This window comes from Hoyosella sp. YIM 151337, assembly GCF_026041215.1.
In the GTDB taxonomy this organism is placed as follows: domain Bacteria; phylum Actinomycetota; class Actinomycetes; order Mycobacteriales; family Mycobacteriaceae; genus Hoyosella.
Genome location: NZ_JAPEIQ010000026.1, coordinates 134,199 through 152,605, shown reverse-complemented (window position 1 = coordinate 152,605; position 18,407 = coordinate 134,199). Strand labels below are relative to the sequence as shown.

Here is an 18,407-nt window from a genome sequence, read left to right as displayed (position 1 = left end):
CCGTGGCGATCACTGTCCGCCGTCTGACGCAGCGGCCCGAGCTTGGTTTAACGCTTGTTGCTGGCCGCGATGGGGCTGATCGTGTCATCGACTGGGCGCACGCGATCGAGCTAGCTGACCCTGCACCCTGGCTTTCCGGCGGTGAACTCGTCATGACCACCGGCATCAAAATCGGCGGCAGCGCAGACGAGCAGTTTCGCTATGTGTCCGCGCTTGCTCATGCGGGCACCGTCGCGCTCGCATTCGACACGGGCACCACGTACTCAGCGGTGCCGGAAGGCATCCGGGCCGCCGGTGATGCGCTGGGTTTTCCGATTCTGGCTGTGCCGGCGGAAACGCCGTTCATCGCGATCACCCGGGCGGTGATCGACGAACTCACCGCTGACCAGGTGCGTGCGGTGCAGCGGGTCGTCGATCAGCAGGAGAACCTCGTGCGGGCCACTTTGCGTGGCGGTATTCCTGCAGTTGTGTCGTCGCTGTCGCGTGCGCTCACCGCGTCAGTCATGGTGGTGGATAACGAAAACCGCGTGCTCGCCGAGGCTGGTGCGAATACGGAAAGCCTCGCTGAGCTGATGCGTCACGCCATCGCCCGCCACGGAACGAAGAAAAGGCAGCGCATGAGCCGCGTGGTCGAGGGCGCCACAGGTGTGTGCACGGTCCAGAGTGTGGCGGCACAACAGCATCACGGGTATCTCGGGGTGCTCACTGCTGGGCAGCTGAGTCCGCCAGACCGGCTACTCACTGCGCATGCGGTGTCGCTCGTCGCGATTGAGCTCGGCAAACCAGCCGCGGTCGCAGACGCGGAGGAACGGCTGCGGAACGCTGTCACCGCTGCGCTTGTCACAGCACCGGCCCAGGTGAGTGACGCGGTGCTGCGCTATTTCGGTTTTGACAGCAATGACCAGGTGGGTGCTGTTGCCCTCGCTGACGTTGGCCCGATACTGACGGCGCTTCGGCGGGCCGCTGAGGTGCTGCAAGCGGAAGCCACCCCGTACCTCATGGGTGCCATGGACACAGAGATCGTGATTATTCTTCCCGCGGCGGCGAGTTCGGCGGCGCCGAGGCTGCGAGACAGTATCAGCGCTCAGCTTGAACGGAAGATCAGCGGTGGTGCGGGCCTCCTTGTGCCGATCAGCGAGACCGCCACATCCGTGCGGCAAGCGGTGGCTGCCGCACGGACCGGACGGTTTCAGCCGGGCCGGTTCGTCGACTGCGCCACGTCCAGCACCTTTAGTCTGCTTCTCGGCAGCCGCAGCCGCGATGAACTCGAAGCCCTCGCCGCGACAGCCCTCGGAGCGCTGCACACACACGATCGGAAACACCGCTCGTCACTCGTCGACACCCTTGCGGCGTACCTCGAAAGCAACGGGCACATTGAGGTGGCGGCGTCGGTGCTTGGTGTGCATCGACACACGATGCGCAACCGCCTGCACAAGATCACGGAATTGATCGGACGGGACCCTGATTCGGCCTACGTGCGTGCGGACCTGTGGCTCGCACTTCAGGCCAGCCGCATGGTGTCAGCGCTGAGGGGCAGTTGAGCGGTGGCGCCCACCGGTCGCGGCCCTGATGCGCTCTTCCGCGTCGGGTCCCGGCGTGATGCGCGGAACGCGTGTCAGCAGAATCAGCCCGAGCACCCCCCAAATAGCCAGCACCACCCACTCAGGTGCCGACAGCCCGCCCGGCATGCCCGGCAGGAACAGCACCAGCAAAGCGAGCGCGAGCACCACGGCGAGAACACCGACGGTCCGGCCCGGCCCGACGCGGAATGGGCGTTCCATACCCGGCTCGCGGCGCCGCAGCACCAAGAAGGTGATCGCGACCATGATGTACGCGACGACGATGGCGAACCCGCCTGCACCGACGAGCCATATCAGTGTCTGCCGTCCGAACAGCGGTGCGATGACACTCAGCGCTGTGATGAAGAGGATCGCATTGCTTGGTGAGTGGAAGCGGGGGTGAACTTTGGCGAACCATCGAGGCAGCATGCCGGATTCACCCATCGCGTAAATGAGCCGACTGCCACCGATGAGGAAGCCATTCCAGCTGGTGAGAATGCCGGCGACTCCACCGAGTACGAGGATGTTACCCATCGTTTGGCTGTTCCACAGGGCTGACATTCCATCGGCCGCAGCAAGATCCGCGCCAGCGAGTTCCGCTGCGGGCATGGATGATCCGACCGTGAGGATGATCAGGATGTACCACGCAGACGCGAGGGCCACTGAGACGATCAGCAGCGTGCCAATCATCTTGAAGGGCAGTTTGATCTCGCCGGCGGACTGCGGAATGATGTCGAATCCGACGAACAGGAACGGCACAGCGATCAGCACGATAAGGATGCCGGAGAACCCGGTGGCGAACAGCGGCTGCATGTGTTCGGTCTCGCCTCCGACGAATGACCCCACAACAAGGGTCAGCCCAACTGCTGCCAGGAAAACCACCGCGATTGTCTGGAAGATTGCCGCTGGTCGCACGCCGACGTAGTTGAGGACGGCCATGACGATGCCGCCGCCGATACCGACTGCCGCCCACACCGCATACACGTCGTAGTCGGCGATCGTCCACAAGTATCCCGTATCAAGCTGGGGGATCAGGTATTTCAGGCTGTGGGGCAACGCCACTGCCTCGAACGCGCAGACCGCGATATAGCCGAGCACCAGCGTCCAGGACGTCAAGAACGCCGCGCGCGAACCGAGCCCGCGCAGCACGTAGTTGTGTTCACCGCCAGCCTCCGGCATCGCCGAGACGAGTTCAGCGTAGGTGAGTCCGACGAGTGCGACGATGACGCCTCCGATGACGAAGGCCAGCGCGGCACCGAGCGTCCCCGCGTCTTCCAGAAATCCTCCGGTGAGCACGATCCAGCCGAAACCGATCATGGCGCCGAAGGCAACAGCCAGGACGTCCCATCGGCCGAGGACGCGGACCAGGCTTGCTCCGCTGCTACTCATGTCAGCCCTCCTTAGTGGTGATGCATGCTCGGGTGCTCCGGATCAGCAGCGCGAGTTCTGCGTTCAGTGTTGACGCACGGGCAGCGTCGACGGTGTTGTCCCGCTGCATTTCAGTGGAAAGCCGCGTGAACCGCGCGATCGGGTCAGCCGCGACGCATTGCCAGCGGTTCACCGCGTCTCCGGGCAAGGCCACAACCATGCCCGTGAGCTCATGCTGACGCGCGATGAGCGCGTCCCAGATTGAGGCCAGCCCCATGGACTCCCACCAGTCCACGGGGTGATGCGTGCGAATCTCCGCCGCCACCCAGTCAAGACCGAGGGTCGTGCCAATGTGATGAAACGCCTCAGCCACCGCTGCGACGGGGTGAGAGCACGCCAGTGCGGTTTCGTGGAACGCGAAAGCGTCCACCATGAATTCCAGCCAGGACACGAATGCTGTGCTCACGTTCGGCAAGGGGTGCTCACGCGTCAGTGCGGCGACAGCGGCGGTATACCGTTCGCTCTCCGCGGTTACTTGGAAGTCTGCCGCGCGATTGCACAGCAGCCACGACGCCGCGTGTTCGATAAACCGCTGTAGCGCGTGGAGCGCGGGCTCACCGAACCGTTGTGCTGCCGTCCACAGCGTGTCGACGCCGAACACTGCTCGTACAACTGCGTACGCTCGCGCTACGGCAGGGGTCTTGACGGCCAAGCGGTCCTCGAGCCGGTAAATCAGGCCAGGGCCGACGTGGTTGATGAGATCGTCCGCGAGGCGCGTCGCGATGATGTCACGCGCGAGGTGATGATTCTCGATTTCGGCGCGGGCGGCCGCCCGTATCGGAGGCGGGAAGTAGCTGAATAGAGCGTCACGGAAGGCAGTGTCGTCGGGCACCGGGGACGCAAGAATGTCGGCTTTGACAACATTCTTCGAGTGGGCGAGCAGCACCGCGATTTCCGGTCGTGTGAGGCCCCGCCCACGCTGTGCACGGGATGCGAGTTCGCGCCGCGCAGGCAGGGATTCGGCGGCCCGGTCGAGCCCAATCGTGCCTTCCAGGTGGCTTATCAACCGCTCATGCCGGTGCACGAGAGCTGGCGCGTGTGACTCCGCAAGACTGATTGCACGATCCTGCTTGCTGTTGGTTTCGAGCACGTCCGCGGCGATGGTTGCCCGGGCGTCATAGAGAAGCCGATCCCTGGTCCTCAAGTCAATGGCTTTGCGCTGCACTGCCGCGCCGAGCGCGATCTTCAGGTTGACTTCCCGATCTGACGTCGCAACTCCGGCGGCGTTGTCGATGAAGTCAGCGTTGATCCGGCCGCCGCGCAGCGCGTACTCGATGCGGGCCGCTTGGGTCACGCCAAGGTTGCCGCCCTCTCCCACGGCGCGGCAGCGCAACTGTGACGCGTCGATCCGCACCGCGTCGTTCGCGGGATCCGCCGCGTCCGCGTGCGTCTCGGCGGACGACTTGACATAGGTGCCCACGCCCCCGTTCCACAACAGGTCAACTGGGGCCGCAAGAATCGCTTTGATCAGTTCGCCCGGGGTCAACTCATGGGTATCAACACCGAGAGCGGCACGTGCGGTCGGCGAAAGCGGGATGCGCTTCACGGAGCGGGGCCAGATGCACCCACCCGCAGACAGTGCGTCCCGATCGTAATCGCCCCAGGTTGACCCCGGTTGCGCGAAGAGGCGCGCCCGCTCCTGGTAGGAGCGCTCAGGGTCCGGGTCAGGGTCGATGACGATGTGCCGGTGATCGAAGGCAGCCACCAGCTTCAGCGACCGGGAAAGCAGCATCCCGTTGCCGAACACGTCACCGGACATGTCACCGATGCCCACCACACGAATTGTGTCACGTTCAACGTCAATTCCTAGCGTTTTGAAATGCTGTTGGACGCAGACCCACGCACCCCGTGCGGTAATGCCCATCGCTTTGTGGTCGTAGCCTGCTGAACCTCCGGACGCGAACGCGTCGCCCAGCCAGAAACCCTTCTCGATCGCGACCGAATTCGCGAGGTCAGAAAACCGCGCAGTCCCTTTGTCGGCAGCGACCACGAGATACGCGTCGGGCCCGCCGTACGTGACGGTGTGAGGCGGGGCGACGACAGCACCCTCCACCACGTTGTCCATCACGTCCAGCAGGCCCCGAATGAACGTCGTGTAAGCGTGAGCGGGACTTGCCGAGGCCGTACGGCGCACGAACGCGCCTTTAGCCCCGACGGGAACAATCGGAGAGTTCTTCACGATCTGTGTCTTGAGAAGACCGAGAACCTCGGTGCGGAAGTCCTCGGTCCGGTCAGACAGGCGCAGTCCGCCGCGCGCGACGAGTCCGCTTCGGACGTGGACGCCTTCGACCTCGGGAGAGTGAACGAAAATCTCTCGTGACGGCATGGGTGCGGACGCTGGGATCGCATCCAACTGTGCGGGCTCCAGCATGAACGACGCGTAGGTCTTGGTCGCGCCGGATTCGCTCAGTTGATACCAGTTGGTCCGCAGGCATGCCGATACGAACGAGGTCAGGGCCCGCAGTATCCGGTCGTCGTCGACTGTCACGGACTGCTCGATCATGTCGGTCAGCGTTGTTTTTGCCGTCTCCGTCGCGCTGGTCCGGTTCGGGCTGGCGGGGTCGAAGCGCGCCGCGAAATACGTGACGAGCGCGCGGGCGAATCCCCGATGACGCAGCAGCGTTGCGATGATATAGGTGTGTGAGAAACCGAGACCGGCTTGCCGCAGGAATCTCATGCCGGCACGGATGAGGACGACGTCACGCCAGGAGAGATCTTCTGCCGCGATGAGTACCGCGTAATTGTCGACTTCGAAGTGACCGGTATGCGCCGCTGTGAACGCGTGCGCGACTCTATCCAGGGCGTGAGCTGTGGTGGCGTGTTCCGCCCGAAACCAGAATTGGTGGAGCTCGGCCTTGGGAGGGGCGCCATCACGCGGTGGCAGATGTTCACGATCGGCGACCCGGAGGCCGAACCTTTCGAACGTCGCGGTGATCTCGGCGAGCAGCGGCGCGCCATCTGGCCACGACACGAGTGCCGCAATTTGTGCTGGCTGTTGCTTGCTCGACGGCGCGAGAAACGTCATCTGTGGTGAGACGGGGGGATGTCCGTTGACCCCTGCTTCCCGGTCTTCTGCCAGGGCCGCCCGCGGGTGCGTTCTCATGCGTGATCTCCCTTTGAATTCGGTGCACTAAGTGTCAGTCGTCACAGAGCGAAGTGCATTGTCCAGAGTGTCGAAAGAGCGCTCACCATATATACGGTGCGGACATACCACGGGCGGCTCGGGCGGGCATAGAGTTTCGCTAACCCGACTGGAGGGACAAGACCATGACTGCTGTGCAGACACTCGCAGGCGGCCCGCAACTCGAGCAGGTACGCCGCGTCGTCACCGAAGTGCCCGGGCCGCGCTCTCGTGAGCTCGCTGCTCGTAGGAACGCCGCGCTGCCCGCGGGACTCGCGAGCGCGGCCCCCGTGTACACCGCCGCGGCGGGCGGGGGTGTGCTTGTCGACGTCGACGGCAACTCGTTTATAGACCTCGGCAGCGGCATCGCGGTGACGACGGTGGGCAACGCCGCGCCCCGCGTCGTTGAGCGGGCCTCTCGTCAGCTAGAGAAGTTCACGCACACCTGCTTCCTGGCGACGCCCTACGAGCCGTACATCGAGGTTGCAGAAGCGCTGAATCGGCTCACCCCCGGCACGCACGAGAAGCGCACCGCGCTGTTCAACACCGGCAGTGAGGCCTTGGAAAACGCGGTGAAATACGCGCGCGCAGCGACCGGACGGCCCGCGGTGGTCACGTTCGACCATGCGTTCCACGGACGCACGCTGCTCACAATGTCGATGACGGCGAAGAACCAGCCATACAAAGCAACCTTCGGGCCGTTCGCGCCCGAGGTGTACCGCGCGCCGATGGCCTATCCGTACCGCTGGCCCAGCGGCGCCGAGCACGCCGCTGATGAGGCGTTCACGCAGTTCGAGCTGTTGGTGGACGCTCAGATCGGGGCGGACAACGTCGCGTGCGTTGTGGTGGAACCGATTCAGGGGGAAGGCGGCTTCATCGTTCCCGCCGACGGGTTCCTCCGAAAGACCGCTGATTTCTGCCGCGACCGCGGCATCCTGCTCGTTGCTGACGAGGTCCAAACCGGAATCGCCCGCACCGGAGCGTGGTTCGCGTGCGACCACGAAGGCATCGTTCCGGACCTGATTACCACCGCCAAGGGGCTTGCGGGCGGAATGCCGCTGGCAGCTGTCACCGGCCGTGCGGACGTCATGGACGCCGCACATGCTGGCGGTATCGGCGGCACGTACAGCGGCAATCCCGCGGCGTGTGAAGCAGCGCTGGGCGTTTTCGAGACAATCGAGGCGGAGGGTCTGCTGATCCGCGCCCAGGAGATCGGCGATTTCATGATGCGCGAACTCCGTGATATCGCTGGTGGCACGTCCGTTATTGGAGATATTCGGGGACGCGGAGCGATGATCGCCGCCGAACTCGTCGTACCGGGGTCCCGGACACCGAATCGTGAAGCCGTCGCCGCGATTACCCGACACTGCCTGATGAACGGGGTGCTCACCCTGACTGCCGGGACATACGGCAACGTCCTGCGTTTCCTTCCGCCGCTGTCGATCTCAGACGCTTTGCTCGCGGAAGCCTTTGGCGTTATTCGCGAGGCGTTTGCCGCCCTCTGAATCACTCGTTCGTTCTGAAAGGATTGCAATGACTGTCACCGCGCCTCCGAAGGCCGGAACAATACGCCCGCTCGAACTCTTCGGTGTCGATCGTCTTCTCAGCGAGGATGAGCGTGACATCGCCGGGACCGTTCGCAAGCTCGTCGAGACGCGCCTGAAGCCGAACGTTGAAGACTGGTTCGAATCCGCGACCCTGCCAAAGGAACTCGCCAAGGAATTCGGCCAGCTCGGCTTGCTGGGCATGCACCTGCAGGGTTACGGGTGCGCGGGGACGAACGCGGTGAGTTACGGTCTCGCGTGTCTTGAACTCGAAGCGGGCGACAGTGGTTTCCGCAGTTTCGTTTCCGTGCAGGGTTCGCTGTCGATGTTCTCGATCTATCGCTACGGGTCGGAGGAGCAGAAGCAGGAGTGGCTGCCACGCCTGGCTGCCGGCGACGCGATCGGGTGTTTCGGTTTGACCGAGCCGGACTTCGGCTCCAACCCGGGCGGTATGCGTACGCGGGCCCGGCGCGACGGCAGCGATTGGGTGCTCAACGGGACGAAAATGTGGATCACCAATGGTGGGCTCGCCGACGTCGCGACGGTGTGGGCGCAGACTGACGAAGGCGTCCGCGGGTTCGTCGTGCCGACGTCAACAAAGGGATTCACTGCCAACAACATTCATAAGAAGTTGTCGCTGCGTGCCTCTATAACCTCCGAGCTGGTTTTGGACAATGTGCGGTTACCGGCGTCGGCGGAGCTGCCGCTGGCGCGCGGGCTGAGTGCGCCGCTGTCGTGCCTTAATGAGGCGCGGTTCGGAATCGTGTTCGGTGCGCTCGGCGCGGCACGGGACAGCCTGGAAACCGCAATCGATTATGCGCGGACGCGTGAGGTGTTTGATCGTCCGCTGTCGAGTTTCCAGCTGACGCAGGAGAAGCTGGCGAACATGACGCTCGAACTCGGCAAGGGGATGCTGCTCGCGCTGCAACTCGGGCGCATGAAGGACGAGGACGGTGTGCGTCCGGAGCAGATTAGTCTCGGAAAACTGAACAACGTTCGTGAAGCGATCGCCATCGCCCGGGAATGCCGCACGATTCTCGGGGGCAGCGGAATCACGCTGGAATACTCGCCGCTGCGTCACGCGAACAACCTCGAATCCGTCCTGACGTATGAGGGCACGAGCGAGATGCATCTGCTTTCGATCGGCAAGGCGCTGACGGGCCAGGCCGCGTTCCGCTGATCATTGTTTCGTGGAGGTGAGGGGTGACATGAGCAGCCCGATTCAGTTGTACAGCTTCATAGACGGCGAGTGGGCGCAAGGCGCCGGCGATGCCATTGAGAGCCGGAATCCAGCGCGGCCCGCGGAGGTTGTCGCGGCAGGCCGACAGGCTGATATCGCCCAAGCTGAGTCCGCGATCGATGCGGCTCGGCGCGCGAAGCAGACTTGGGCTGCCACACCCGCGCATGAGCGCGGCGCCATTCTTGTGCGCGCCGCGGCGATCGTCGACGGCGCTGCCGCGCAGTGGGGGCGCGAACTCGCGCGTGAGGAAGGCAAAACCGCAGCCGAGGGTGTCGGGGAGGTGAAGCGCGCCGCGCAAATTCTGCGCTACTACGGCAACGACGCGGACCGGCAAGCAGGAGAGATGTTTTCGTCGCCGCGCCGCGGGGAGCGTATCCTCGTCACACGCAAACCCGTTGGTGTGGTTGGCGTCATCACGCCGTTCAACTTTCCGATCGCGATCCCGGCATGGAAGATCGTGCCCGCGCTCGCGTACGGCAACACAGTGGTGTGGAAACCGGCTAGCACGGTCCCGTTGCTCGCGATGCGTCTCGCGGCGGCACTGGCGGAGGCCGGTCTGCCGGGCGGGGTGCTCAACTTGGTACTCGGTGGCAGCGCCGTCGGTAACGCGATGCTGTCGCACGACGGGATCGACGCGATCACTTTCACCGGCTCCACGGGGGTCGGGCGCAAACTTGCCGCGGCCGCCGCCGTGCGCGGGGTTCCCATCCAGGCAGAAATGGGTGGGAAGAACGCGGCGATCGTCCTCGGTGACGCTGACCTCGAACTCGCCGCTGAGCAGGTAATGCTCGGCGCGTTCCGCTCCTCGGGGCAGAAATGTACGGCCACCTCACGGCTGATCGTGACGGCCGATATCGCGGACGACTTTATTGCTGAGCTCGTGAAACGAGCCGCAACGATGAATGTCGGCGACCCACTTGATGACGGTATCGAGATGGGGCCGGTGATCGATGCGAGCGCACGGGAGTCGATCACCGCCGGCATCGAGCAGGCACTAGCGGACGGTGCCCAGCGGATGTGTGGCCAGACATACACCGATGGTGCGCTCGCGTCCGGGTACTTCGTCGCGCCGACGATCCTCGAACTGTCGTCAGGGGAGCCACACGTGTGGCGGGAGGAACTGTTCGGCCCAGTCCTGGCGGTGCGCAGGGCGAACACGGTCGACGAGGCGTTCGACCTCGCAAACGACAGTGAGTTCGGTTTGTCCGCGGCGATCTTCACCCAGGATCTGACGCGCACAATGGAGGCCATGGATGCCCTCGATGTAGGAATCCTGCATGTGAACTCGGAAACCGCAGGCGCGGACCCCCACGTGCCGTTCGGCGGCGCTAAGAAGAGCGGTTATGGTCCGAAGGAGCAAGGACAGGCGGCGCGCGAGTTTTTCACGCACACCACCACCGTCTACCTGCGCGGAGGAGAGGCGAAGCTATGAGCACCAGAGCTGCACTAGACGGTGTGGTAGTCGCGGACTTCAGCCGTGTCCTCGCCGGACCCTACGCGACGATGCTGCTCGGCGATCTCGGCGCCGAGGTGATCAAGATCGAGCGGCCAGGCACCGGCGATGACACACGTGCGTGGGGCCCGCCCTTCGACGCGGACGGCACAGCGACGTACTTCAACTCGGTGAACCGCAACAAGACCTCTGTGGTACTCGATCTGACCACAGAGTCCGGCCGTGCGCGTGCGCGGGAGATCGTAGCGGGAGCTGACGTCGTCGTGGAGAACTTCCGTGCGGGCACCATGGAACGCCTCGGCCTCGGATACGACGATCTGCGTGCCGTGAAAGACGACGTCATCTACTGCGCGATCACGGGTTTCGGGCGCGCGGAAGGCGCTGCGCTCGCTGGATACGACTTGCTCGTGCAGGCCGTCGGCGGCCTGATGAGTATCACAGGACCGGAACCTGGCGCACCGGCAAAGGTCGGCGTCGCGGTGGTCGATGTGCTGACGGGGTTGCATGCACTCGCAGGCATCCAGGCGGCACTGTTCCACCGGCAGCGCACAGGAGAAGGGCAGCGCATCGACATTAATCTGCTGTCAGCGCTGCTGTCTTCGCTGGTCAATCAAGCGTCAGGCTATCTCGGCGCGGGCGTGGTGCCCGGCATCCTGGGGAACCGGCACCCGTCGATCGTGCCGTACGAGGTGTTTCCGACGGCCGACAGGCCGATAGCGATCGCGGTCGGCAACGATAAGCAATTCGGAGCGCTCTGCAGTGCTCTGGGGGCTAGCGGGCTTGCGGGCGATTCGCGGTTCGCGACCAATCCGCAACGCGTGAAGAACCGCGACGAATTGTTCACGCTGCTCAGCGACGCGCTCGCACCCCACGGTGCGGACTACTGGTTCAAAACTCTCACCGGGGCTGGAGTGCCCGCAGGGCCGATCAACGATGTTGCGGAAGCGATCCGCTTCGCCGAGTCGCTCGGGCTCACACCGACCGTCGCTGTCCCGGGATCGCGCACCCCGCAGATCGCGAATCCTATTGAGATGTCGGCGACGCCCCCGCAGTACCGCAGCGCCCCGCCCACGCTCGACGGATAGCGCCCGCCGTCCGCCCCTCAAATCCATCTGCGCAGGTCAACCACAACGCCCGGTTTTCGGGGTTTGCTGTTGACCTGTGTAGATGGATTTTGAGGAACCCCACACTTGTGGCGCGGCCTGCAATTGGATTAGGTTATGCTGACCTAATCCAGGCTGCCGTGAAGGATGTCTATGTCAGCGCTGCTCGATGTTCGTAACGTCACCCGTCGAGATTTCCTTTGGGGTTCTAGCGCGCTCACCGCAGCCTGGGTGCTTGCGGGCTGCTCGAGCGACCGTGCCTCTGCCCAGGATGGGCGGGTGGTCGAAGACTACTTCGGTCCGATCACTATTCCAGACAGTCCGGAGCGCGTTATTGCTGGCGACGATGCCACGCTCGGCAGCATGCTCGCCCTTGGTGTGAAACCCGTTGGCGCAGCGGTAAACGTAAACTCATTGCCTCACCACCTTGGTAGTCAGATGCAGGGCATCGCGAACATCACCGCCGCGGACGGGTTCGATATCGAAAAGGCGCTCGCGCTAGACCCGGACCTGTTCATCACGTACGTGGGTTCCGAGGACGACCCGTGGAACGAGAACAACTATCGACGTGCTCAAGCGGCCATGGCGACGTATGGCTACATGTACAACTACGTGTACCTCGAGCACATTCACACGAATCTCAACGAGGTTGCGAAGCCGCTGCGGAAGGAAACAGAGGCGCGGGCACTTATCGCTGAACTCGACGCGAGGATCGCGGCGCTGCGGGAACGAGTTGTGGCAGCCGGGCTTACAGATAAGCCCGTGTCAGTGGTTCGGCTCAGCATGGATGGGGACTACTCCATCAGGGTTGGCACGTCGGAGAGTATCGCGCTGCGGGCGCTGGGGATCGCTCAGCCTGACGGGCAGCGGAACCCTGAAGACTTCCGGATTGATCTGAGCCCGGAGAATCTCACCCTTCTGAACTCTGCGGACACGCTTTTTGTGTACGTCGACGACAATGCGAAGGGTGAGCGAGATGCCGTCGAATCTTCGCCGCTGTGGCCCACCCTCAACGCGGTGCGGAGCGGGAACGTGCACTTCGTCAGCTCGGGGGTCTGGAACAGCGCGGATATTGTCGGCCTCGGGCTGATTCTCGATGACATCGAGCGCTACCACGTCACACCCGCCGAATCGTAGTTAGGTTAGGCTTGTCTCATGGCTAGACGCATAACGACGCTTCACGTATCGAGAAAAGAACAGCTGACTCCACACCTCGTGCGGGTCTACCTGGGAGATCCGGACTTCGACGAGTTCGAGCCCAGCGAGTACACCGATTCCTACGTCAAACTTCACTTCGGTGCCGAGCATGACCCGACATTGCGCACATACACCGTTCGCGCGGTCGACCCCGTGAACCGCGAGATCGCGATCGACTTCGTGGTGCACGGCGATGAAGGCATCGCGGGGCCATGGGCTGCGAGCGTCGAACCAGGCACGCGCGTCCGGCTCTACGGCCCCAGTGGTGCATACAGCCCCCGCGCGGACGCCGATTGGCATCTCCTTGCCGGTGACGAGTCGGCGCTGCCAGCGATCGGCGCGGCTATTCAAGCGCTGCCTGCGGGCGCGAAAGCGCTGGCGGTGATCGAGATCGCCGGGAGTGACGATGAAATCGAGTTCGCCACCGAAGCTGACCTCACGGTGCAGTGGGTGCACCGTGGTGCCGCATCGAACGAAGTAGCCGACGACCAGGCTGGCGATAACGCTCCCATTATCGACGCGGTCCGCGCGCTCCCTTGGCTGGCAGGCAACGTCCATGTGTTTATCCACGGCGAGGCACAGGCTGTTATGCACAATCTGCGACGCTACGTGCGCAAGGAACGCGGTGTAACCGCCGAGTGGGCATCGATCTCCGGTTACTGGAGGCGTGGGCGCACGGAAGAATCGTTCCGGGTGTGGAAGCGGGAACTGGCGGCCGCTGAAGCCTAGCTCAGCGAACCGGAACCTGAGCCGGATCCTGTGCCCGCACTGAATGGGTCTTCGATGACTCCGAGGAGAAAGTCGTACTGCTGCTCGAACCAAATGTCGAGCACATACGACATGGTGTCCAGCATGTCCTGAATCATCGCGAGTTGGTTCGCTACTGTGCCCATGGCATTCTCCCCGCAGGACGTTGTCGTCCCGGGTTATTTTACGCCCCGGGAAGCGACGTCGTTCGTGGATCCGTTCTCAATACGTGCGCGAGCGCGGCACGGGCCGCGTTGTAGCCGCACATTCCGTGGGCGCCGGGGCCGGGCGGCGTAGCTGCTGAACAGACGTACATTCCTGGCACGCCTATCGAGTACGGCTTCAGTGTGCCGCGCGGCCCGAACATCAGCTGGCGGATATCTTTGGCGCCGGTGAGGATGTCTCCGCCGGTGAAGTTCGGGTTGTACCTCGCCATCTCGGTCGCCGAGCGGACCGCGAATCCAGCGATACGATCGCGGAAGCCGGGCGCGAAACGCTCAATCTGCGCGATGATCGCCTCAGTGGCGTCGCCGGTATAGCCGTGGGGCACGTGGGCGTACGTCCATAGCGGATGAATAGTGCCGGCTGAACGCTGCGGGTCAGCCAAATACTGTTGACCAACCAGAACGAAAGGCTGCGCGGGCATACGTCCTGCATGGATGTCCCGCTCGGTCGCCGCGAGTTCCTTATAGGTGCCTGCCAAGTGGACGGTCCCGGCGCGGTGGGCGTCTGGATTCCTCCAGGGAACCCCGCCCTCGATGGCGAAATCGACTTTGAACGCACCTGGGCCGCGGCGAAAGCGGGTGAAAGCCCGAGAAATTCGCTGCGGCAGACGATCTCCGACGATGCGGGCGATAGCGTCTGGAGCGAGATCGAACATGGTGATGCTGGTTTTCGGCAGTTGCGAGAGTGAGTCGACCCGTACTCCCGTTTCGATCTTGCCCCCCAGATCTTCGAGAAGCCGGGCCATCGCGTTCGTGATCGTTTGGGTCCCGCCCTCGGCAACCACCCACCCGTTGTAATGCCCGGCGGTGAGGATGCCCATCCCGATTGCCGATGTCAGCGGATAGTGCAGCGGGCGGAACGCGTGGGCGGCAACCCCGCCGAACAAGGCCCGGCCCTGCTCGGTGCGGAAGACCCTCGCGAGTGCTGAGGCTGGCAGGGCTGTTGGGGCCCCGAACCGCGCCATAGCGAGCGGGTGGTCCGGCACGCGCAGCACCGGCTGCATAATGCTGTCGGAGATCGCGGCGAAGTTCGCGACGGGCCGTTCGAAGAGCATCGTCCATCGACGGCCATCACCGCCGAGACCTGCGGCGGTGTCTGACACCGACCGGTGGAGTACTCCCGCGCTGCCGTCGTCGAGCGGATGCACGCAGTCAATTTCCGGTCGGCGCCAGCGCAAACCGTAGCGGCTCAGCCCCATCTCCGTGATGAATCGAGAGCTTGCGGCCATCGGGTGGATGGCTGCGCAGTGGTCATGGAGCAGACCTGGCACGATTCCTTCGCTGGTGCGGGTGCCGCCGCCGATCTCGTCGGCGGCTTCCAGCACCGTGACCTGTACACCCTCGGCGGCGAGGGAGACGGCAGCGGCCAGACCGTTCGGGCCGCTGCCGACGACGACTGCCGTGCTCATGCCGGCGATCCCTCACTGCTCGGAGTGCTCTGCACAACAGTCTGATGTGAGGCCTGCTGGGGGAGCGTCCAGGATCGGCGAAGCGGGATTGGCCCGTTGGGCAGCCAGGGCTGTTCAGCGACCGCGTCGGCAACTTTCCAGGTGCCTTCCTCAATGACTCCGAGCGCTGCGTCGATCAGCTTGTAATGCTGCACACCACTGCCAAACGCTTCCGATTCGACCCATGCGATCACCGCCTCACCGGGTTCGAACTGGGCTTCATCTTGTACGGCGTGAATGAAATCTTCGTTGTGCAGGTGCCCGTCGCCGAAATTGAAGCCGATCACGGAGTTGCAGAGGAACTCGGCTTCCCGGACGGTCCTTTGGTCGGCATCGGGCAGCCGCGAGATGAGGAGTGAGAACAAGCCGCGCGCCTGGCTGTGCATCGAGCGCCACGCGATGGTCTTCTGCAACGTGACTTCCGCCCATTTCGGTTCGTAACCGAACTCGATGAACTGATCGATCTGGTTGCCAGCCGAACGAGTAACGCGGTTCAGTTTCTCTTCCGCGCCCGGTGTAAACGCCCAGAGGGCAGACGCCCAGTTGCCCGCGTACTGCCGCATCGAAGGAAGGAACGACACTTTGTCGGGCCGCAGATTACCGAGCACTGGGAAAAAGAGCAGCCCAGCAGCAATCAGTGCGATCAGCCAGAGCGACGACATGTCAGTCACAGCGTAGCCCTCCCAATTGGGGAAACCGAGGAAAAGGAACGCGGTCGCGAACGCGAAGACGACGTTCCACTCCAGCGGCACCGCCAGCGGAAACGTCGACACGATGAAAAGGTGGAATGCGATCATGAGCAGTGCCGCGCCGAGGGTCACCCACTTGTTGGTGGAGAACAACAGGATCAGTGGCGCAACGATCTCGACTGCAGTTCCGTTGACGTGGGCCATGAAGTTGGCGAGGCGCGACGGCTTCATGTCACGCGGGAAGTCCCGGTAATGGGCTCGTTTGACCGACTTGAATGGCATGCCGGGGCTATTGCTGACCATCGGCGGAATGACGCTGGCGAAGTGTTTACCGAACTTCGAGAACCCCGCGCCAACCCACACGACCACGATGAGCATCTTCAGCGCGATGATCATGTCGGCGAATGGAAGAATCGCGAAGAACAGCAGCGCCGGAAGATATTGCTCACCGCGTGCGGCAAGGAAGATCGTCTTGTCACGTAAGCCCAGGATGATCAGCAACGCGATCGGCGCTATCAGGAGGTACGGGCTCACAAGCCCGGTTGTGTTGTCAGGCAGGGCCGCTGACAGTGACGCGCTCGGGACGCCTGGCGACAGCAGCGCCACCGCGAGGCTTCCGAGCAGCGCGATGTAGAGTGCGACGTCCCCCCACGTGCGCCGGTTGCCAGCGGTCAGTGGCACCCACTTCCACGGTCGCAGCCGGATAGTGCCGGGACGCGCCCAGAAGTGGAAGCCGCCGGTCATCGGCTTGACCTTGCCTGCGAGCGGCCCCCAAGAGCCAGCCACGTTCAGGCTTTCCAGCAGCACCACCCAAAGAATGACTTTCTGGTACACGATCGGCTCGTTCCACCACTCGGACACGTGCCAGAACGGGGGCAGGTCCGAGGTCAACGTTGCGATGGTGAGGCCGCCGATCGCAAAGAACACAAAAACTTTGAGGATGTAGATCGTGTGCACCATTTTCGGTGAGCCGAAGCCGTTTTCGGCCCAGTCAAGGGCCAGGATCCTCATCCGCTCCATCAGCGGCTTTGTGAGGAACGTGTCTGGGTCGACCGCAGGCAAATGCGGTTTAGTGAATCCCATGGTGATAGCTCCTATTGGGGGGTTAGCGGGCGGCAGTGACGGCGAGGGACCGCCGCAGGGTGGGTTTGTCGAGTTTTCCGACGGCGTTCTTGGGAAGCTCATCGAGGATGGTGACCTCAACTGGCAGCTTGTACGTGGCGAGGTTCCTGTGAAGGTGAGCGAGGATCGCTTCTTCGGTGACGTCTGCACCTGGGCTGAGCGCGGCGAACAGAATTGGCTCCTCGCCGTAAACATCGCTGGGACGGCCAACCACGGCGGCTTCTGCGATGCCGGGCAGCTGGTAGGTGGTGGCTTCGATCTCCTTGGGGTAGATGTTCTCTCCGCCACGGATGATCATGTCTTTGGCGCGGTCGACGAGCACGAGGTAGCCGTCGTCGTCCAGGCGTCCGATATCACCTGTGCGGAGCCATCCGTCGACGATGGTTTCCGCAGTGGCGTCTGGGCGATTCAGATAGCCGCTCATGAGATTCGGACCTGAGATGTACACCTCGCCCGTCCCGCCAGGCGCGGCATCTACACCATCGGGGCCGACGATGCGAATCTTCTGGCCTGGCAGTGCGATTCCCACCGTGCCAGGTTTGCGGACCCCGTCGAGGGGATTGACGGTGCTCGCGCACGTCCCCTCGGAAAGTCCGTAACCCTCCACGATCGGAATTCCGTAGCGAGATTCAAACTTGTTGAGCAGTTCGACGCTAGCTGGGGCCGCACCGCAAACACCGAAGCGGACCGACGAGGTGTCCGGGCGCATGTCGTCGGGCAGATTGGCGAGCATCGTGTAGATCGTGGGGACAGCGGAAAAGTATGTGGCGCGGCTCTCTTCAATCCGGCCGAAGAAGGTTTTCGGACTGAATCGGCCAGCAACCGCGACGCTGCCGCCCACGATGAGCGGTGAGAGCGTACCGACGACGATCCCGTTGACGTGAAAAAGTGGCAGAACCAGCAGGCTGCGGTCCGAGCTGGTCAGCGTGAACGCATCAATGATCATGCTGCACATGGCATTCAGGTTGCGGTGTGTGAGCATCACACCCTTCGGGCGCCCGGTAGTGCCGCTCGTATAGATGATCAGGGCGAGGGCGTCGTCAGAACTCTGCACCGGCGCCGTGTCGTACGGTGCGCCGTACTCGTTGAACTCGATCGGCGTGACAGTTTCGGCCAGCCCGCCCGCGTCGATCGGCTGGTCGGTGACGAGCACCTTCGCGGACGAGTCTTTTGCCTGATACGCCACCTCAGCGGGCGCTAATGCGGGATTGATCGGCGTGACGGCTGCGCCGAGGCGCCATGCCGCGAACAGAGTAATAACCAGGTCGGCCGTGTTTGGGAGCATGACGGCCACTACGTCTGCTTCCGAAACACCACGCCTGTTCAGTACTGCCGATGCGCGCTGCACGGCGGCGAGGAACGCGGCGTTGTCCCGCGCGATGAGGTCGTCGGCGATGGCAGGCTCCGCGGGATATCGCCGAGCGCGATAGTCGGGGATTTCGGAAAGATGCATGAGGTCCTCGCAGTGAAGGTTCGTGATGGTGAACCTCAAGGTACGAACGTTGTGGTGGGGATCACACCGTCGCGGCGAG

Annotated in this window: 13 protein-coding genes; 7 read left to right on the top strand and 6 right to left on the bottom strand. The window is 63.4% G+C overall.

The window, feature by feature from the left end; translation table 11 throughout:
- Nucleotides 1-2 precede the first annotated feature (2 nt).
- Nucleotides 3-1,541 (top strand): PucR family transcriptional regulator, encoded by a 1,539-nt coding sequence (locus ONR57_RS13240; RefSeq protein WP_265123978.1) that lies wholly within the window; start codon nt 3-5, stop codon nt 1,539-1,541.
- Here ONR57_RS13240 and ONR57_RS13235 read toward each other — a convergent pair.
- Both ONR57_RS13235 and ONR57_RS13230 read right to left on the bottom strand, forming a co-directional pair.
- The gene (locus ONR57_RS13235) at nt 1,521-2,948 is read right to left on the bottom strand and encodes an APC family permease (RefSeq protein ID WP_265123977.1); all 1,428 of its coding nucleotides are present in this window, start codon (nt 2,946-2,948) and stop codon (nt 1,521-1,523) included. The genes ONR57_RS13240 and ONR57_RS13235 overlap by 21 nt on opposite strands.
- Nucleotide 2,949: 1 nt before the next feature.
- A complete protein-coding gene (locus ONR57_RS13230; protein WP_265123976.1) occupies nt 2,950-6,090 on the bottom strand; it encodes an NAD-glutamate dehydrogenase in 3,141 nt (1,046 codons plus the stop codon).
- A gap of 164 nt (nt 6,091-6,254) precedes the next feature.
- Here ONR57_RS13230 and gabT point away from each other — a divergent pair, with 164 nt between their 5' ends.
- From gabT to ONR57_RS13200, 6 genes are all read left to right on the top strand, one after another.
- Complete coding sequence (gabT, locus tag ONR57_RS13225; protein ID WP_265123975.1) at nt 6,255-7,613, top strand: 4-aminobutyrate--2-oxoglutarate transaminase; 1,359 nt, start codon at nt 6,255-6,257, stop codon at nt 7,611-7,613.
- A 28-nt stretch (nt 7,614-7,641) separates the two neighbouring features.
- A complete protein-coding gene (locus tag ONR57_RS13220; protein WP_265123974.1) occupies nt 7,642-8,832 on the top strand; it encodes an acyl-CoA dehydrogenase family protein in 1,191 nt (396 codons plus the stop codon).
- Between the two features lie 28 nt (nt 8,833-8,860).
- Nucleotides 8,861-10,324, top strand: a complete 1,464-nt coding sequence (locus ONR57_RS13215; protein WP_265123973.1) for an aldehyde dehydrogenase family protein — start codon at nt 8,861-8,863, stop codon at nt 10,322-10,324.
- Nucleotides 10,321-11,430 (top strand): CaiB/BaiF CoA-transferase family protein, encoded by a 1,110-nt coding sequence (locus ONR57_RS13210; protein WP_265123972.1) that lies wholly within the window; start codon nt 10,321-10,323, stop codon nt 11,428-11,430. Before ONR57_RS13215 ends, ONR57_RS13210 begins: the two co-directional genes overlap by 4 nt.
- A 171-nt stretch (nt 11,431-11,601) precedes the next feature.
- Nucleotides 11,602-12,585, top strand: coding sequence for an ABC transporter substrate-binding protein (locus ONR57_RS13205; RefSeq protein ID WP_265123971.1), 984 nt, complete (start codon nt 11,602-11,604; stop codon nt 12,583-12,585).
- Nucleotides 12,586-12,603: 18 nt separating this feature from the next.
- Nucleotides 12,604-13,374 (top strand): siderophore-interacting protein, encoded by a 771-nt coding sequence (locus tag ONR57_RS13200; protein ID WP_265123970.1) that lies wholly within the window; start codon nt 12,604-12,606, stop codon nt 13,372-13,374.
- Here ONR57_RS13200 and ONR57_RS13195 read toward each other — a convergent pair.
- Genes ONR57_RS13195 through ONR57_RS13180 form a run of 4 tightly spaced genes read right to left on the bottom strand, consistent with a single transcriptional unit; the run spans nt 13,371 to nt 18,328 of the window.
- Complete coding sequence (locus ONR57_RS13195; RefSeq protein WP_265123969.1) at nt 13,371-13,538, bottom strand: hypothetical protein; 168 nt, start codon at nt 13,536-13,538, stop codon at nt 13,371-13,373. The genes ONR57_RS13200 and ONR57_RS13195 overlap by 4 nt on opposite strands.
- Before the next feature lie 38 nt (nt 13,539-13,576).
- Nucleotides 13,577-15,025, bottom strand: a complete 1,449-nt coding sequence (locus tag ONR57_RS13190; RefSeq protein ID WP_265123968.1) for an NAD(P)/FAD-dependent oxidoreductase — start codon at nt 15,023-15,025, stop codon at nt 13,577-13,579.
- Nucleotides 15,022-16,836, bottom strand: coding sequence for a DUF3556 domain-containing protein (locus ONR57_RS13185; RefSeq protein ID WP_265123967.1), 1,815 nt, complete (start codon nt 16,834-16,836; stop codon nt 15,022-15,024). Before ONR57_RS13185 ends, ONR57_RS13190 begins: the two co-directional genes overlap by 4 nt.
- Nucleotides 16,837-16,858: 22 nt before the next feature.
- A complete protein-coding gene (locus tag ONR57_RS13180; protein WP_265123966.1) occupies nt 16,859-18,328 on the bottom strand; it encodes a class I adenylate-forming enzyme family protein in 1,470 nt (489 codons plus the stop codon).
- Between the last annotated feature and the right edge of the window lie 79 nt (nt 18,329-18,407).

Bases quoted from the DNA above. Each gene is read 5' to 3' on its own strand.
- ONR57_RS13235 (WP_265123977.1), bottom strand. From the start codon at position 2,948: ATGAGTAGCAGCGGAGCAAGCCTGGTCCGCGTCCTCGGCCGATGGGAC.
- ONR57_RS13230 (WP_265123976.1), bottom strand. From the start codon at position 6,090: ATGAGAACGCACCCGCGGGCGGCCCTGGCAGAAGACCGGGAAGCAGGG.
- gabT (WP_265123975.1), top strand. From the start codon at position 6,255: ATGACTGCTGTGCAGACACTCGCAGGCGGCCCGCAACTCGAGCAGGTA.
- ONR57_RS13220 (WP_265123974.1), top strand. From the start codon at position 7,642: ATGACTGTCACCGCGCCTCCGAAGGCCGGAACAATACGCCCGCTCGAA.
- ONR57_RS13215 (WP_265123973.1), top strand. From the start codon at position 8,861: ATGAGCAGCCCGATTCAGTTGTACAGCTTCATAGACGGCGAGTGGGCG.
- ONR57_RS13210 (WP_265123972.1), top strand. From the start codon at position 10,321: ATGAGCACCAGAGCTGCACTAGACGGTGTGGTAGTCGCGGACTTCAGC.
- ONR57_RS13205 (WP_265123971.1), top strand. From the start codon at position 11,602: ATGTCAGCGCTGCTCGATGTTCGTAACGTCACCCGTCGAGATTTCCTT.
- ONR57_RS13200 (WP_265123970.1), top strand. From the start codon at position 12,604: ATGGCTAGACGCATAACGACGCTTCACGTATCGAGAAAAGAACAGCTG.
- ONR57_RS13195 (WP_265123969.1), bottom strand. From the start codon at position 13,538: ATGGGCACAGTAGCGAACCAACTCGCGATGATTCAGGACATGCTGGAC.
- ONR57_RS13190 (WP_265123968.1), bottom strand. From the start codon at position 15,025: ATGAGCACGGCAGTCGTCGTCGGCAGCGGCCCGAACGGTCTGGCCGCT.
- ONR57_RS13185 (WP_265123967.1), bottom strand. From the start codon at position 16,836: ATGGGATTCACTAAACCGCATTTGCCTGCGGTCGACCCAGACACGTTC.
- ONR57_RS13180 (WP_265123966.1), bottom strand. From the start codon at position 18,328: ATGCATCTTTCCGAAATCCCCGACTATCGCGCTCGGCGATATCCCGCG.